Below are 16735 nucleotides of genomic sequence, written 5' to 3'. Positions count from 1 at the left end.
CACAGGGTTCAATACAGGAGCAGATCAGGGCCTCCGGATCGCACCGAATCACGACCTGACAATTCATCAATCGAAGGCCGGACATTCGTCCCTTCACACCTCCGATGACGCTCGAACCCCTTGATCCGACGACGCGCTGTGCGTTTTTCGCGTTGCGACACAATGGATTTAGGCCGAGCGTCCCATCAACAGCACCTCGTACGGTTCAAATCCAACAGCGATTGGACAAACCCGTTCAGAACTCCTTTCCTTTAGAACCGTTGAGCGAGCACCTCGTAGTCGGTGTTCTAAAACTGCGTAAGTCACTGGGCCATGCCGCCCTTCCACGGGGCTTTTTGTCGCTAGGATTTGGTCTCGGATCTGCAATTGGCGGTCGAGTCTTGGAAGTGTCCAGCGCGAGGGCCGCGGTCGAAGTTGCAACAACGTTCTGCGCTTTGTCGGTGCTGATGTATGCATCACTCGGCTCGCGGGGACCGCGCAGCATCCCCAACGGGCATGTCCAATGAAGAATTCGACGCAGCCAGGGTTCAGGTCACAAACGTCAAGAATTTAGAAGAACCGCATGGATCACGAGAGCGAGGGGGGTGTCAGAATTTCCGTGTTCAAGGCGGGGTTGAGATTCACACGGATGGTCGAACGAACCGGTCCTCGTAGAGGATAGCGAATTGGTTCATCGCTGTCTTCCAGTCGTGAGCGGCGCGTCCTCAATCGGCAGTGATGTTGTGCAGCGCCAGCGAGATCAGTTTCGTCGCGGCATCATCGGCCGGGAAGTGCCCTCGGGTCTTGATGATCTTGCGCAGTTGCGAGTTGATGTTCTCGATGGCGTTCGTAACCGGCATGATACAGCCGGTGCCTCGCGTTCCCGCGCCGATCGGTTTGAGCGTATGGTGTGACCATCCGGGACATGGGGCACTGGGGAGCACTTCGGGTGGGCAGGCCGTTCCTATACGATGAGCCGCGAGCTCGTGTTAGTAGTTGGCCGCCCCTGCGACCCGCCCGGTTGCGCTGCGAGCGCGAATCCGTAGTTGTCGTGCTGTCCCACCGGCTCCCAACAGTGATCTGAAGCGGGAGACGGTTATGCGAATCGTAGGGTTAGATGTGTCGCGCTCCGTGGCCGAGATCGCATACCTGGAGGATGGCACACTGCATGCAGGCGGCCGCACCGGGTTGCGGCGCGACGAACTGGAGCGCTTTGCGGTAAAGCTGCGTTCCACCGATCATGTGGTACTCGAAGCGACTGGCAATACCACTGCCATCGTCAACGTCTTGCGCCCGCATGTCACGCGTGTAGCGATTGCCAATCCGCTGCAGGTTCGGCTGATCGCCGAAGCGCGCGTCAAGACGGACAAGATCGATGCGGCCGTACTGGCGCAGCTGTATGCGAGCGGTTTTCTGCCGGAAGTATGGATGCCGGACGAGCGCACGCTGGCATTGCGTCGGCAGATCGCGCGTCGCTCGCAGTTGGTGCGGCAACGTACACGACTGAAGAACGAGATTCACGCGGTCCTGATTGCACATCTGATCGAGCGGTGTCCCGCCACCGATCTGTTTGGCAAGAAGGGGCGTGCCCGGCTCGGCGTTCAACCGCTGCCACTGGATGAACGACTCGGCGTCGAGCAGCGGCTGCGCGAACTGGACCGCCTCGGCGAGGATCTGCGCGAGGTGGAGCAAGCACTCGCGCAAGCGACCATCGATGTAGATTTCCACCGAATCTTGACCCAACGGGGATGCGGCTTTTTTCTTGGACTGAATTACGTTGTTAGGCCCAGGCTTTCACGGTACTCGATGGGGCTGAGGTAGCCAAGGGAGCCCTTGATCCGTTTCTGGTTGTACCAGCGAACGTAGGCGTTCAGTATCTCAACGAACTCCGCGATGGTCGTCGAACGCCAGTCTCCTGGATAGAACATTTCGGTCTTCAGCCTGCCGAAGAATCCCTCACAGGCCGCATTGTCTGGGGAACAGGCTTTACGCGACGTGTATCGAACCGGAAATTCTTCGAACCACCCTCGGGATTAAATCCCATTGAGACAGCGATTGCCTCGAGTAAAGTTGACTTCCCGGATCCATTCTCGCCAACGATAAAGGTAATCTTTGGATGGGGCTCGAGAAAATCAAACGACCGCACTACGTCAAGCGAAAACGTAAACTTATCAAACGATTGAATTCGTTCGCGAAGAAGAGTGATCTTCTCAATAAATTGCTTCGCAATAATCATTGCTGACGATAGAAACCTGTCATTCGCCAAATATGTATTTTCCGCTATCCATGGCGGGTGGCAGGCTAACGGAAAAGTACAAAATTTGATCGCGCGCAAGCTCGCCTACCGCACCAAGCCCTAAATGGTGCGTTGACTCACATCCATTAGCCAAATATGCCTCGTCACCGTCGGCCATTACCGTCCATACGAGCCTCAGAGACTTCTCGGACCACCCCACGTCATGGAAAAATCATCTGGATTGAAGTCGAAAACTATCCGTCCACCGTCATCTTTGTAAATTTCCAATTCATCGATAAACCCATCTTTCAATATCAAAACAAAATTAATATACGGTCCGAAATTCTGCACCGTGTCGATATCTGCTTGTACAGCCGTTATTAACGGCCCGGTTGTGTCATTGTACTTTCGATCGCTACTCGTAATGAGTTGAATCGATCCCTCACCATCTATTTGGCGCGCCCTTGCGGTTGAAATCTGCGCCATCAGTGTTTCTTCATTTGGTACGCCGCAGCTCGCCATTCGATTGAGAATGGCGACTTCTAAATCGCTAAGATCCCGAAACGACGACGTATTCATCAATTCACTCCAAATTTCTTTACAACACAAACCGAGATATTAATACGGTATCCCTGACGGGCGATAGAAGTATGTTCCGACATTTACATCACCAGACGGCAACGGAAATACTCGATAAATATAGTTCGGAGTTACCCCCCAAAACGGTCCACCCACATCTCCGATTGGGGGGAGATGGGCGCCAATCTCTGCGCGCGCAGCATCTGGATCGCTTACATGCCTATCGCCATGCCCCCAAATATAGTCACCCGCAATTTGTAGCGAGTCCGATCCCACAACAGTTCCGGTCAATCCGTCCGAGTCGGTTCGGTTAATGGGATTGTTCCCGACATACGCGTACAGGTTTTGATCGTCTCGATTGCCAACCGGATCCGTCTGAAAAAATCGCCCAAGCCCGGGTGAATAGAACCTTGCTTTATAGTAGTACACTCCGAGCGAACCAATCAGTTGCTGTCCGGTGTAACGAAACCGCATACCGCTCGTTGCGTTCGGCTCACCGAACGGGCCGTAAGTAAAGGTTGCCGTCTTGGCCCCCACCGCATTGGCCGTCGCGACAACGCTTCCCGACTGATCGGTGTACAGCCAGTTCTTGCTCGTTGTCCCCACGCCCTCATACCAGACGAGTGGGTTGTCTGCGCCCGAACCGTGAACATAACGCCGGAGGATATTGCCAGACGAATCGAATTCGGCAACGAGCTTCGTGTCGTCGTACAGCATGTTCGTCGTGAGACTGCCAAGACCGTTGGGTTCAACAGTCTGGCGCAGACGACTTTCCGAGTCATACGCAAGACTCACCGTCGAAAACAACCCAGTGCTCCCGGATACGAGGCGATTGTCGAGATCATAGCCGTACGACCAGCCTCCGTAGCTCGCTACATTTCCATTGTTGTCGTACCCAGCAGAACCTCCTGCCGCAGTCGTGTAACGATTCAGGCCGTCTGCGGTGTAGCTCTGGCTGCCAATCGTGCCACCGCTCCACTGGTACGCGAGGTTGCTCGGCGTGACGCTGGTCACATCCATGATCTGATTACGTGCGTATGTGTACTGCACCTGATCGCCGGGCGCAGTCAATGCATTCGTCAGCGTCGAGAGCCCGCCTTGATTGTCATACCCGCGTTGAATCGACGTACCGTTTCCGAACGCGAGTGTGGTTGCCCGGCTCAGGTCGTCGTAGGTGTACGTCGCGAGTGCGGTGCTTCCGTTCTCCTTGATCACACTCGGCCGATTCAACGCATCGTAGCTAGTGGTCGTATTGAACCCATCCGGCCACGTCGTCTGCGTCCGATTGCCTGCCGCGTCGTACTGGAAATTTAGCGTCTTTCCACCCGCCGACGTATTGAGCAACCGGCCTGCATTGTCCCAGCCATAGGAGATTGCGTAACTACCGTTCGCGTACTGCGACGCGGTGCGCAGCCCGCGCAGGTCGTACCCGAACTGAACATTGTTCGCACTGTTCGGATACGTGCGTGCCGTCAGGCGGTTCAGATTGTCCCAAGTCTGGGTGATCGTGTCCCCGCTACGTTTGCGAATCGTCACCACGTTGCCGTTCGGGTCGTAGGTGTAGCCGTCGTAATCGTTGCTGTTCGCTGAGCCAGGTGTGTTGGGCAGTGGATAGTACCGGTTCGTTAGGCGATCAAAACCGTTATACGCGTATACGGTCAGGTTGTTCTTCGCGTCAGCACTCGAATTCAGCTTGCCGTTCGGCGTATAGGTGTATTGCACATAGTTCTGTTGTTGCGCCGTGCCTGTCGCCTTCTGGATGGTGTTGATAGTGTCGTCGACGTTGTACACCGTCGTCGTAACCCTGTTCCCTCCGTCTGCGGCCGCGAGATACCGCGTTTGCTGATATGGCCGATCGAGATCGTCATATGCAGTGTCCGTGATCGGCACCGGCGCAGCCTCGGCTGGGCAGGTTGTCGCAGATGCTGTCAACGACGGCCCCCACGCCCGGATAACCTTTCCTGTCGCGCTGTAACGTGAACAGTTTGTCAGCCACTGAGTGCCGATCTGCCGGGCGACAGCAATCGGCCGGCCGTCGGCGTCATAAGTGGTTTGAGTTTGCTTCCCAAGCGCATCCGTGACCACGGTCGGGCGTCGTTCACTATCATAGCTAGTCGTCACCGTGTCGATCACGTCAGTACGCGGCCCGTCGACCACGGTCAGGTTGCCGATATCGTCGTAGGTATAGGTGGTCGTGAGATTCAGCGTTCCAGTGCCGGCGTCGACTGTCGTGGTCGCGGGTACTTCGTGGTGCGCCCAATCATAGGTCCTCGTCGTCGCAGTGGTGTTCGATGCGCTCGTCTTGACCGTCGTCTTCCACAACAGATACATCGTAGGAAAGCCCGTGGGTGTCCACGAGTAATAGTCGTAGGCTGTCCACGGCGCTACTCCGCTCGCATCAACCGGCGAAGTTACGGTCGCGATGTCGCCCCAAGGGGCGTAAGTGTACGTCGTGGCGTTGCCACGCGCATCGGTTTCCGTTGCAACTTTGTTGTATGCACTCTCATACGTGTAGCTTCGAGTGAGCGGCGCGAGACCGGATCCGGCCGGTGCGAACTGCGTGATCGACTTCACGTTCTGCGTACAGCGTTTCTCCGAGCTCGCACACGATGCATCGTCATACGTGTATGAGAAGCCATTCCCCTGAGGCAAAGTCTTGGTATTCAGCCGCCCTTGTCCGTCGTAAGCGAATTGCGTGACGTTGAACAGCGGATCCGCTTGCTGCAACACATTCCCGAGCACATCAAGATAGCTGAGCCTCGTGATACCACCCGGTGCGGATTCAAGAGCTCGAGATCCGGCAAAATAGTAGCTGTATGTCTTACCTCGCGCATTCGTCTGCGTTTGGACTCGGCCCAGGCTGTCATAGACATTGGTGACGCCCGCAGTGGACGGGAAGCTCGGGTAAAAGATTTGCGTCATCTGACCCGGCAATCCATAGCCGTACGTCGTGCTCTTCGACAACGTGTCGGTGAAGGTTGTCAGATTGCCATTTGCGTCGTAGCCATATTGGACCGTTCGTGCGCCGTCAGAGACCTGGCTAATCCGTCCATTCGTATAGCTGAAATTCAGCGTGCGCCAGAAGCCGTTGCTGACGCTGGACAAGTTGGTCCCGGTATAGCTGTAGTTGACCTGCGTGCCGTTGGCGTCTTTGTAGGTATCAATGTTCCCCGACGAATTGAAGTGCATCGTGTTGTGGTGAACACTGTCGTAGGTGTAAGTGCCATCCCCGTTCAGTATCAGTTTCGAAGAATTCCCCGGGGGAGGGTTGTAACTGCCGTCCGGCAGCTTCACGAACACCTCGCCATTCAGACCTTGTGTGACGATCACGGTATTGTTGATCAGCTGATCGCCGAACCACCGTTGCCCCAAAGTCGCAATGACCAATTTTTCAATCGGGTGTAACGCGTCCGCAAGCAAATCCGACGACGCCTTCATCTCGACCAACGCAGCTACTGCATCGAGGGCAGAATCTTCCCCCATCCCCTGATAACCGTCGGAATTTACTTTCGCGGTCACGATGAAATTGTGAGCCCAGCCTTTGCCGAGCACACTGTCCTGATTCTTGGCGCTCGAACTGTATATACGGCTAAAGGTGAGGCTCTGCGGAAAGCGACCGACACCTGACGAAAGGTCATCGCGGCTGTACGTAAAATTCCCGGCCGCTAACCCAATGGGGTCGGAGATGTATTTAAATGGCTCGCCTTGGAGAGACGTCCCACCTTGGAGGGACGGCCCAAATTGAAAGGTGCCATTACTGAAGACCGTGACCGGAAGGTTGTACATCGCAGGCGGAAACGGCGACGCGACTTGCGCCAACGGGGACAGCGTGGAGAGATACTGACCCAGGGTCATGTATCCCCCGGCGAGGTTTCCTTTGATCATCGCGCCCAGAATGTTTGGGCCAAAAAAATAGTAACCCGCGCCGGTCCAACTATTCTCTGTGATATCGCAGTGTTGCGGTAATACCAGGTTGTACCCGGCAGCCAGGTAGTTACTAAATGTTCCGAAATACGCACTGCAATTCACCAGATTCGGCTGTACCGCGCTCGCGTAGTTCGCGGAGGTCGCATTGTAAATCGGCTGTCCCGCCGCTGCGGCCAGATCGATAAGCTTCACTGTTGAAGCGGCCGAGATAGTGCTGACCTGCTGAACTACGGTCGATTCCAGGATGCTTGAATGCATCGCCGATTGATACAAAGCGAGCGACTCCTTAGACGAGTCTCCGGCAGCGTTGGCGAGTCCAACCATTCCTCCCGGCAAATCAACGTATGACGCGCCTGTGTATCCGGCCACGCCAACATCGTGAAAAGGCAAGATGAAGGTGCCCGAAAGGCGCTCGCTCAAGTAATACACCTGAGAAGTTTGCCCGAGCCACTGAGCGGCAAGCAGGGCCAATGTAGTCCCACCAACTGCGTCCGATGTGTCAGCGGCGCCGGACGCCCGCAAATTGCCGAGTGAGGTTTGGTAGAAGTTCGCGAGACCGCGACCAGTTGGTCCCCACGCATTGGAGATCACAAAGATATTTCCCGGTTTCGCGACGATCGTCTGCGTGACGGTCTGGTCTGCTGCCGTTGTTCCGATCGCATTATGGGTGACGGTCAGCGTGAGGGTCGTGTTCGAGCCAACAGCCGGCGCGGTTCCGGGACTGCCGACAGCGGTACCATCTAAACTGAGAATCGGCTGATTTGACGCGTTATAAGTGATGGTTAGACGATGTCCATAGATTGCATCTGAGGTATATGTTTGGTCTATCCCTTGATACTGGATCCTCAGCGTCACCTTCATGGACGTCGGAACGTCTGTAATATCCTGCAGCGGGTACGCAGTATTTTGCAGAGGGGGCGCCGTATAGTGCGGAATCGCTCCGTAGATCAGATCGATCGATTTCCCGCCGACCACATCGGCGACCGTCGCCGTCGGCATGTTCGCGCGCAGATACGCCGCGAGGTTGCTCGCGTACGTCGTGAGGTTATTGCGGACGTTCGTCCGATTGATGTTCTGCACGTAATTAGCGGTGACGGTCGCACCACTCTCGGCGGAACTTAGATAAGCTGCGGCGTTGTAGCCGGTCGTACTCGCGCTGGCAAGATCGATACCCGTCTTGAACGAGTGAGTCTTGAAGCTGGGATCGAAGTAATAGGTCGTACCGTTGATGACGGTTTTCACCCAGACGTGGCCAACCGATACGTCGACGAGTGCCGACGTGTTGCCCGGACATTGTCCTGGATTCACCGCGGTAGCCGCATAGACGGGAATTCCGCCCTTGCCCAACAGGTTGAGAACCCCACATACGTTTGACGTATCAACGCCGTAAAGAGAGTTGAACTGTGCCGCGGTATACTTGATCACCCCTGTCGTAAAACTCGTGGTGTAACCGGATGCCCGCAGAAGGTCGACCATCAGCATCGCTTGATCGTAAACCGTCCCTTGGTTGTCCAGGACAGTGCCGAACGAGCCTTTCTGGGTGCCATAGATCGGATAGACCTCAGCATTGTTGTGGACATACTGAAAGATGACGTCCGGGTTGTAATTCAGCGCGCGCGCCAGCTCAGCTATCGACGCCGGACCCGGTGGACTCGCGTTTCCACCGGCGCTCAGGGCATTCGTGTTGGTACCGTGTGATGACGGAGAAATGGTCTTCGTTTCGACCGTCAAGCCTTGATTAATTCTGGTCGGAAGTACGATTCGCGCGCGGGATTTTTCCCAGTCCTCACCCGAGATAGGGAACAAGTTGGCGGCGTTCCTGCCAGATTCCACCGCATTGGCGAGTGCCGAAAGACGCTCAGGCGAATAGGCGATCGCCGGCTTCCCGCTCACGAAGCTTACCGGTTGCCCGACACCCGTGCGTGGCGGCTCCTTTCCAACGTAGTGCTTCGAAGACTTCGGTGCAGCAGGCTGTGCACCCAACATCCAATCCGCTGGCGCCTTTTTGGCGACGGGTGGCAACGCTGATTGAATGGGGCTAGCGAAAGTGAGAGATCCGAGAGCCGTCATGCCGCTCAGAAGGAACACACCGACCAACTTCTGGAAATCGACACGCGGCAACCTGGACATTGCGTCCCCCAGAAAACAGGCTTAGACATTAGGATTGCGAAATATATTGATATGATGCGATCGATGCGCGATGACGCTATACGACGCTACGGGGATGTGGTGGAGACCGACGTGCGGTTGCCCGCTGCGTCGTAGTTGTAGATTACCGTAGTGGTACTGGAGCCGTTATTGAAAACAGCTTTGGTCAACCGGCCAAGCGGATCGTACGTATAGGTAATGGAACCGGCGCTTGCAACAGCACTGGCACCCACTAGCGCCAAAGCTATAGTCCCTTGAATAATATGGTGCAATACTCGCTCGCCATGGCGACGGCCAAGCTCGAATTTCGGATGACGCATATTGCCCCCGGATGCACCCGTTGTATTCATTTGTCGCAAAGTGCTTACGGCGAAGAAATTACAATTCCCCTGCATTCGTTTTGCACCTCGGCTCTCTAAAATTCTTATTCTGAAACATTTTGAAATAAACATATCAAAGCATTGCGCTCCACGATACCTAGGGTATACGCGCAAACAATCGCAGGCTTAGATCGGACTCAATTGTTGGGGCCAGGCGCCGAGTGCTTGCGTTCGGCGTCAATCCGCCAGACAGCAGATCGATTTTTTTGCAGGCCCACGCCACTGCTGCTGGACGCACCAACCTCGGCCTTGAGGTGCTAGCAGTCACGGTGAGCGCATGGGATTCCGTGAACGAAGGACCGACGACATCGGTGTCCGTGCGCCTCGCCTTTTCGTTGTCGCGCGGAACGCGCGAGGATGTCGCCGGCCGTATCGAGCGCGGACGCGCTGCGCGGTCATTCGTCGACGTCGCGGACCTCCCACGCCGTGCCCGGCTCGATCGGCACGACCGGCAGGTGCTCGCTCGTGCGAATGCGCTTCGCTCACTCGCATGCGGCAATCGACGCGCGGCGCTCTGGCTGGCCGCCGCCGGCATCCGCCGGCGATCTTTCACCGATTGAGTTTGAGCGGCGCTACGCGCTAAACGACTCGTGAGTGTCTATGAAACTCTGGCCGGTCCAGGAATCCAGCGAATGCAACCTAAGATGGCCCATCTCTAACCATCGTCACCTACGATTGACCACTTGTCGGCCGCGGGCCGCTTTTGCGTCAAGGAGTGAGCAGGATTACATCGCAGTTGTGGTCAAGTTTGCTTGCGTCGAGCATTTCCGGCATTCGTCGGCAATCGGAGATGGCATTCTGGAGCGTCAGTAATTTGACATAATGCTGATGATCAAATTTTTTCTTGTAGTAGCTTTTTAGAAATGTCGTATCCGCCGGCATTCGATCCGGGCTGAATCACCGACGCTCGATCGCATAAGAAAATCCCATGGAACTATCAGAAAAGACCGTTTGATCGATAAACCACGCTCGCCGAGAATTCGACCTCGATGCACCCGAACCGCAAACCGAACGGGCACCCGGTTTCTGCCGGGCGCACCGATTTCGCGGACAGGCGGCCATCCGTCAGCCTGATCCTTGCACGATGCGGAGTCATGCATGCGGCCGGAAAGCAATGACGCACGATAAGGAAAACATGGTGGAGATGAAGAACGGCACTCACTCGATCGAGCAACGCGTCACACGAAAATTCATCTGGCGGATTGTCCCGTTCCTGACGGTCTGCTACGTGTTTGCGATCCTCGACCGCAATAACGTCGGCCTCGCCGCGCTGCAGATGAACCAGGATCTTGGCCTGTCCCGGTCGGCCTTCGGCTGGGGCAGCAGCCTGTTTTTCATCGCATATTTCGTGTTCGAAATCCCCAGCAACATTCTTCTCCAGAAATTCGGCGCCCGCATCTGGCTGGCACGCATCATGATCAGCTGGGGTTTGATCGCGACGGCTATGGCGCTGGTCAAGGGGCCGGTGTCGTACGGCATTGCCCGATTCGTGCTCGGCGCCGCTGAGGCGGGCTTCTTCCCCGGTGTGCTGCTCTACCTCACGTTCTGGCTCCCCGCCGCGTACCGGGCTCGTGTCATCGCGCTATTCATGGTCGCGATTCCGTTGTCCGGGTTCTTCGGTTCGCAGGTTTCCGGATGGCTCCTGTCGCTCGACGGCCTGCAGGGCCTGCGCGGGTGGCACTGGCTGTTCGTCGCGGAGGGCCTTCCGGTGTTCGTCTTCGGGATCGTCTGCCTGTTTCTGCTGACGGATCGCCCCGAGCACGCGTCCTGGCTGACATCCGCCGAGAAGGCATGGCTCGCCTCGCGTCTGCAAGCCGAGCGCGACACTGCCCGTCCGATCGCCGAAGTCTCGGCGTGGCAGTTACTGCGCAATCGACAGATCTGGGGCCTGACGTTGGCGTGCGCGGCGGCATTAGCGGCAGGCAGCGTACTCGGCGTATGGCAACCGCAACTGATCAAGTCGCACGGCCTCACGGACATCGAAACGGGCATGCTCAACTCGATTCCGTACGGCATTGCCTCCGTTCTGATGGTGATCTGGGGATGGCGCTCCGACCGCACGGGCGAACGGAGATGGCATACCTGCGCACCGTTGCTCCTGATCGCCGTCGGTTTCGGCTTCGCCGGTTGGGTGGGCAACCTCGCAACCATTCTCGCGCTGCTGTCCTGCGTGCTGATCGGCGCCTATTCGTTCAAGGCACCCTTCTGGGCGCTGTCGCTCGAGTTGCTGACCCCACGCGTCGCGGCCGTCGGTCTCGCGGGCATCAACGCCGTGGGGACCCTGGCGGGCGGGTTGATGATCAACGTGTACGGCATCACCCTGGAGAAGACCGGCAGCACGAACCTGGCCATGATGCCGACCGCGATCATGGGGCTGGCTGGCGCACTCGTCATCCTGACCGTTGCGCGCAGCAACGGCACGCGCATCGCCGGGACGCGGGCGTGATGCCGAGCCGCCCCGGACCCGCGCAAACCCGCCCGGCGAGCAACGGCTGCCGGTAGCCGGCGCCGGCGCGCGCAGCACGGACAATCGTTTCACCACTGCCTGCTTCACATGAAGCCAGGTTTCTCCTCGATAAGGTTCCGATTCATTCTGTAATCCTAAAATATAGAATATTCCGGAGGGCTGCATGGCTTCTACGATTCACGACCACGACGAAGCATTTGTAAAGCTTGACGATTCAGAAGCCGCATCGATTCGCGCCGCACTGGAAGGAATCGAGTACGATCCCGGCGGCGGCGTCGAGTATCTGTCGACGCTGAGAAAGGCCGTCTACTCGCGCTTCCCGGACAGGCTGATCGGCCTTCTCGAGGCGTTGAAGGAATCCAGCGGGTCGCACGCGCCCTACCTCGTCGTGGACAATCTGCCGATCGACGGCGACATCACGGGAAGCCCGTCGTTTCATGAAACAGGCGCGACCTTCAAGGCGGGCGTGCTGAGCGAAAACCTCTTGTCCGCCATCGGCGCGGTGATCGCGGAGCCCTATTCGATCTATCACGAGGGCCGCGAACTCATCAACAACCTGACGCCGCATCTGCACACGACACGCGACTACACGGGGCTGGGATCGCTGGTTGAACTCGACTTTCATACCGAGAACGCCGCACAGGCGCATATGCCGTACGGCGACACTTCGCCGATCGCGCTGATCCTGCTCGGCATCCGCAGGCAAGCCGGAGACGGGGAACCGGAGACGCATCTGTCGGATGCAAGAAAGGCGCTGGCGTTGCTCGACGACAGCGACATCCGCTACCTCAGGGAGCGGCATTTCATCATTCGCGTGCCCTATCGCTGGCGCGGGACCGCATCCGGCCCGCAGGACAACACCGAACTGTGCTCGATTGTATCCGGGCCCGCGAACGCGCCTCGCGTCACGGTCGCGTTCTATCCCGACATGGTGCTTCCGGTGAACCAGAATGCCCGCACGGCGCTGGAGCATTTCTATCAGGCCGTCAAATCGGTGTCCGTCGGCGTGAAGATCACCCCCGGCCGGCTGGTGTACATCAACAATCGCTTCGCGCTGCATTCCCGCGACCGATTCGCGCCGACATTCGACGAAAACGGGCGTGCCAATCGCTGGGTGCAACGTATCTTTCTCGCACCGAATCTCTGGAACTACCGGGTTTTCGACCGAACGCTGGCGCGCGTGTTCGATCCGAGTTCCCTCGGCAGGACCGACACGCAACCCAGCCCGCACGCGAGCGCGGCGACCTGATCCGATGTCCGCAGGCGACCGGCGCCGCCTCCACGCGCGGCGCCGGTGGCGTCGCCCCCTCCCTCGTGATCTGAAAATCAGGAATACGACGTGACAACTTCAAATAACGCAGCGGTCGCAAGCGTGGCGATCGTTGGCGGCGGCGCGGCGTGTGTTTCCCTGCTGCATCAAATGCTGCCGCTTGACGCCGACCGTCGGACAGCCCCGCTCGACATTCTGGTGTTCGAGAAGAAACCTGCCGTCGGGCCGGGCCTCGCCTATCAGGAGGACGACGGGGCGCTCGTTCTGAACCGCATTGCCGACGCGATGTCGATCTCCCCGACCGATGCCACCTTGTTTTCCCGCTGGATGTTGTGGAAGGCCTGTTACTCGCGCGAGATTCGCGACGCCACGGGCGACGGCTTTCCCGATACCTATGTGGCGCGGCGGCTGTTCGGACGATTCCTGTACGACGCGTTCCTCGAAATCCAGCGCATCGCGGCCGGTCGCGGGATAGCGGTGCGGGTGATCCACGAAACGGTCACCGCGATCGACCGCCATCCGGTCCCGTGCGTGCGGACCGAATCGGGAAGCTGGCCGGCCACGCACGTCGTTCTGGCGACTGGCCATACCAACCCGAAGGATTACTACGGGCTCGCGGGCCACGCTCGCTATCTTCACTTTGCCTACCCGGTCAGCGAGCATCTCGAGACGCTGCGGTCCGCCGCGTCGATCTGCATCCTCGGCGCGAGCCTGACCGCGATCGACGTTGCAGTCAGCCTGAAGGCCGCCGGATATCGCGGGCGTATCGACATGCTTTCCAGGCGCGGGCTGCTGCCGTACGTCAAGGGAAAAAGCTATCCACCCCATACCCTTCGCCACCTGACCGGGCAAGCACTGACGCGGATGACCGGCGGCGGAACCGTCAAGGTCGGCTTGCGGACGATGTTTCGACTGTTCCGGTGGGAGCTGCGCGCTGTCGGTGTCGACTGGACAGTCCTGTTCGGCGCGGAATCCGGTCCGGCCGACGCGCATCTCGACGCACAAATCGGGAGTGCGGGCGAAATCAGGCCATGGGCGCCGGTATTCCGAGCGCTGAACGGCCTCGTGCACGATCTCTGGCATGCGCTCGATGAAGCATCGCAGCATCTCTTCCTGGCTCGCTTCGCTCGGCGCTGGATGTCGATTCGCACACCGATCCCGCTTCAGAACGCCACCCGCCTGCAGGCGATGTTGCAAGCGGGCCAGCTTCGGATCCTGTCCGGGCCGGCAGCCTTCGCCGTGACCCCGTGCGGCCGGATCGACATGACGCGAAGCAATGGCGCAACACAGCGATACGACATGGTCGTCAACGCGACGGGAGCGGCAGCGAGCATCGACACACCGGAAGACTCGGCGTTGATCTGGTCGCTTCTCGAGTCCGGAATCGCCGACCGGGATGCAAGAGGCGGGATCAGGGTCGACTTCGAAAGCGGCGCGCTCGTGTCCCGCAGCGGAGCGATCGACCCGAATATTCGTGCGCTCGGTCACGTGACGAGCGGCACCTATTTCTATGTCGATTCGCTGGACATGATCTCGCGCCAGGCCGAACGCATCGCGAAGGCCCTGGCAATGCAACTCGACACGTGCCCGCAGCCCGTCGCCGCCTGCGACGCCGTCGGATCCCCGGTTCTCAGTCTGACCACCTAATCGCCGAGCATGCAACTGCACAACTACTTCAACAGTTCGACCTCCTACCGCGTACGCATCGCGATGCGCCTGAAGAAGATCGATTACCACTACGTGCCCGTCAATCTGCGGGCGAACGAGAACGGCGCGCCCGAGTATCTGGCACTGAACCCTGCCGGTGGCGTCCCGTTGCTGGTGCAGGACGACTTCACCCTGCACCAGTCGGTCGCGATCATCGACTGGCTCGACCAGGTCGCTCCGGAACCGCGATTGCTGCCGCGGGAGCCGGTCGCGCGGGCCAGAATCCTGGAACTGTCGTATGCCATCGCGTGCGATATCCATCCCGTCAACAACATGCGGGTACTCAAATACCTGGGCCGGACCTTCGACGCGACCGACGCGCAGAAAGCGCAGTGGTACCGGCATTGGGTGCACGAGGGATTCGTCACGGTCGAGAGCCTGCTGCGCAAGCATCGCCGCGGCGCACTCTGTTTCGGCGACGAGCCGACGCTGGCTGAATGCTGTCTCGTTCCGCAGATCACCAATGCGCTGCGCATGGGATGTGACTTCTCCAGCTTCCCGATCTCGACCGAGATTTTCGACGCATGCATGACGATCCCGGCCTTTCTGGATTCGGCGCCCGCCGCCCAGCCCGATTTCCAGCCTTGACGTGACGCCTTGCCGCGCGCATGGCGCGCAGCAGTTGCACCAACACGACCGAATGCGTAAAGGAAGGCTTCGAAAATGAATACGGTTACCCGGCAACCCGCGACCGGCAACGCGAGCGCAATGGGCTCGACGCTCGCTGCGACGAGCTTCGGGTTCGTCGTCGTGCAGCTCGACGTGACGATCGTGAATGTCGCGATGCCGACCATCGGCGCGGGATTCGGTACCGGTGTCCAGGGGCTCCAGTGGATCGTGGATGCCTACACCCTCGCCTTCGCGGCGCTGCTGCTGCCCGCCGGCGCGATCGGGGACCGGTTTGGCAGCCGTCGCGTGTTCAGCGCCGGGCTCGTCCTGTTCGCGCTTGCGTCGCTCGCGTGCGCGGCCGCGCCGTCGATCGCGACCCTCGTGCTGGCGCGTGCCGCACAGGGAATCGGCGCCGCGCTGATCCTGCCCGCGTCGCTCTCGCTCCTCTCCCATGCCTGCGCCGGCGATTCGGAGGCTCGCGCGCATGCCGTCGGCTGGTGGACCGCCATCGGCGGCGTCGTGAGTGCGATCGGCCCGGTCGTCGGCGGCATGCTGACGAGCAGCCTGGGGTGGCGATGGATCTTCTTCGTCAATCTGCCCATTTGCGCAATCGGCCTGCTGACCACGCGCCGCCATGTCGCGGAAACGGTTCGCCTGCCCGCGCAACGGCTGGATGTCGGCGGTCAGTTGCTGGCCATCGTCGCACTGGTCTTCCTGACGCACGCCGTGATCGAGGCCGGCGTGCACGGGTGGCTGTCGGCGGCCGTGTTGTCCGGGTTCGCGGTTGCGGCGGTGGCGACCGCCGCCTTCATCGTCAACGAGACGCGGGTCACCGCGCCGATGATTCCGCTGCGCCTCTTTCGGAATCGCGTGCTCTCGGTGTCGGTCCTCCTCGGGATCATCACGAACCTGACGTTTTATGCACTGATCTTCGTACTGAGCCTCTACTTCCAGCGCGCCAGAGGCTATACACCGACCGAGACGGGGCTGGCCCTGCTCCCCTTCACCGCCATCATGCTGGCGAACCTGACCAGCGCCCATCTCGCCAAACGTTTCTCGCGGCGCACGCCGATCATCCTCGGCAACGTCATGTCGGCCGTCAGCTTCGCGTTGCTGCACGGCATCGACGACGGTACGCCCTACCTGCACATCCTGCCCGCGCTGCTGCTCCTCGCCCTCGGCACGGGCATGAGCACGCCGGCGCTCACCTCGTCGATTCTCGCGAGCGTCGAACCGGCGCGCGCCGCCACCGCGTCGGCCATCTTCAGCGCATCGCGCCAGATCGGCAGCGCGCTCGGCGTCGCGCTGGTCGGGACGCTGCTCGCGGGCGCGCCGACGCAAATCGCCGCCGGCGCGGCCGTCTCGTTCGACCTGTCCGCCGGCTTGCGTCTGGTGAGCGCGCTGCTGGCCGCGCTCTGTCTTTGACTTCCGTT

At 59.2% G+C, this 16735-nt stretch carries 8 protein-coding genes and 4 pseudogenes; 7 read left to right on the top strand and 5 right to left on the bottom strand.

Annotation, left to right across the window (positions count from 1 at the left end; genetic code table 11):
* Nucleotides 1-620 precede the first annotated feature (620 nt).
* A pseudogene (locus BX604_RS39740) lies at nucleotides 621-842 on the bottom strand (transposase); the annotation flags it as partial.
* A gap of 235 nt (nucleotides 843-1077) precedes the next feature.
* Here BX604_RS39740 and BX604_RS25155 point away from each other — a divergent pair.
* Nucleotides 1078-1728 (top strand): annotated as a pseudogene (locus tag BX604_RS25155) (IS110 family transposase); the annotation flags it as partial.
* Between the two features lie 23 nt (nucleotides 1729-1751).
* On the opposite strand, the pseudogene BX604_RS25150 reads toward BX604_RS25155, so the two are convergent.
* The 4 genes and pseudogenes from BX604_RS25150 to BX604_RS25140 all read right to left on the bottom strand — a co-directional run.
* Nucleotides 1752-1985, bottom strand: a pseudogene (locus tag BX604_RS25150) (IS3 family transposase); the annotation flags it as partial.
* Complete coding sequence (locus BX604_RS25145; RefSeq protein WP_306668239.1) at nucleotides 1916-2215, bottom strand: AAA family ATPase; 300 nt, start codon at nucleotides 2213-2215, stop codon at nucleotides 1916-1918. The pseudogene BX604_RS25150 and the gene BX604_RS25145, both read right to left, overlap by 70 nt.
* A gap of 195 nt (nucleotides 2216-2410) precedes the next feature.
* Complete coding sequence (locus tag BX604_RS38580; RefSeq protein WP_143748108.1) at nucleotides 2411-2794, bottom strand: hypothetical protein; 384 nt, start codon at nucleotides 2792-2794, stop codon at nucleotides 2411-2413.
* Between the two features lie 39 nt (nucleotides 2795-2833).
* A complete protein-coding gene (locus BX604_RS25140) occupies nucleotides 2834-8851 on the bottom strand; it encodes an RHS repeat-associated core domain-containing protein (protein ID WP_098553537.1) in 6018 nt (2005 codons plus the stop codon).
* A 602-nt stretch (nucleotides 8852-9453) separates the two neighbouring features.
* On the opposite strand from BX604_RS25140, the pseudogene BX604_RS25130 reads away from it, so the two are divergent.
* The 6 genes and pseudogenes from BX604_RS25130 to BX604_RS25105 form a co-directional block, all read left to right on the top strand.
* Nucleotides 9454-9794, top strand: a pseudogene (locus BX604_RS25130) (helix-hairpin-helix domain-containing protein); the annotation flags it as partial.
* Between the two features lie 569 nt (nucleotides 9795-10363).
* Nucleotides 10364-11695, top strand: coding sequence for an MFS transporter (locus BX604_RS25125; protein WP_257146418.1), 1332 nt, complete (start codon nucleotides 10364-10366; stop codon nucleotides 11693-11695).
* Between the two features lie 184 nt (nucleotides 11696-11879).
* A complete protein-coding gene (locus BX604_RS25120) occupies nucleotides 11880-12965 on the top strand; it encodes a TauD/TfdA family dioxygenase (RefSeq protein WP_098553536.1) in 1086 nt (361 codons plus the stop codon).
* A gap of 90 nt (nucleotides 12966-13055) precedes the next feature.
* Nucleotides 13056-14633, top strand: a complete 1578-nt coding sequence (locus tag BX604_RS25115) for an FAD/NAD(P)-binding protein (RefSeq protein ID WP_143748107.1) — start codon at nucleotides 13056-13058, stop codon at nucleotides 14631-14633.
* Nucleotides 14634-14642: 9 nt separating this feature from the next.
* A complete protein-coding gene (maiA, locus tag BX604_RS25110) occupies nucleotides 14643-15281 on the top strand; it encodes a maleylacetoacetate isomerase (RefSeq protein WP_098553534.1) in 639 nt (212 codons plus the stop codon).
* Nucleotides 15282-15356: 75 nt separating this feature from the next.
* Nucleotides 15357-16727 (top strand): MFS transporter, encoded by a 1371-nt coding sequence (locus tag BX604_RS25105; protein WP_098553533.1) that lies wholly within the window; start codon nucleotides 15357-15359, stop codon nucleotides 16725-16727.
* Nucleotides 16728-16735 lie beyond the last annotated feature (8 nt).

Origin of the sequence: Burkholderia sp. JKS000303 (assembly GCF_002563755.1) — a bacterium.
Lineage (GTDB): Bacteria > Pseudomonadota > Gammaproteobacteria > Burkholderiales > Burkholderiaceae > Burkholderia > Burkholderia anthina_B.
This window is presented reverse-complemented; position numbering and strand designations above follow the sequence as displayed.

Bases quoted from the DNA above. Each gene is read 5' to 3' on its own strand.
- maiA (WP_098553534.1), top strand. From the start codon at position 14,643: ATGCAACTGCACAACTACTTCAACAGTTCGACCTCCTACCGCGTACGC.
- BX604_RS25120 (WP_098553536.1), top strand. From the start codon at position 11,880: ATGGCTTCTACGATTCACGACCACGACGAAGCATTTGTAAAGCTTGAC.
- BX604_RS25125 (WP_257146418.1), top strand. From the start codon at position 10,364: ATGACGCACGATAAGGAAAACATGGTGGAGATGAAGAACGGCACTCAC.
- BX604_RS25140 (WP_098553537.1), bottom strand. From the start codon at position 8,851: ATGTCCAGGTTGCCGCGTGTCGATTTCCAGAAGTTGGTCGGTGTGTTC.
- BX604_RS38580 (WP_143748108.1), bottom strand. From the start codon at position 2,794: ATGAATACGTCGTCGTTTCGGGATCTTAGCGATTTAGAAGTCGCCATT.
- BX604_RS25105 (WP_098553533.1), top strand. From the start codon at position 15,357: ATGAATACGGTTACCCGGCAACCCGCGACCGGCAACGCGAGCGCAATG.
- BX604_RS25145 (WP_306668239.1), bottom strand. From the start codon at position 2,215: ATGATTATTGCGAAGCAATTTATTGAGAAGATCACTCTTCTTCGCGAA.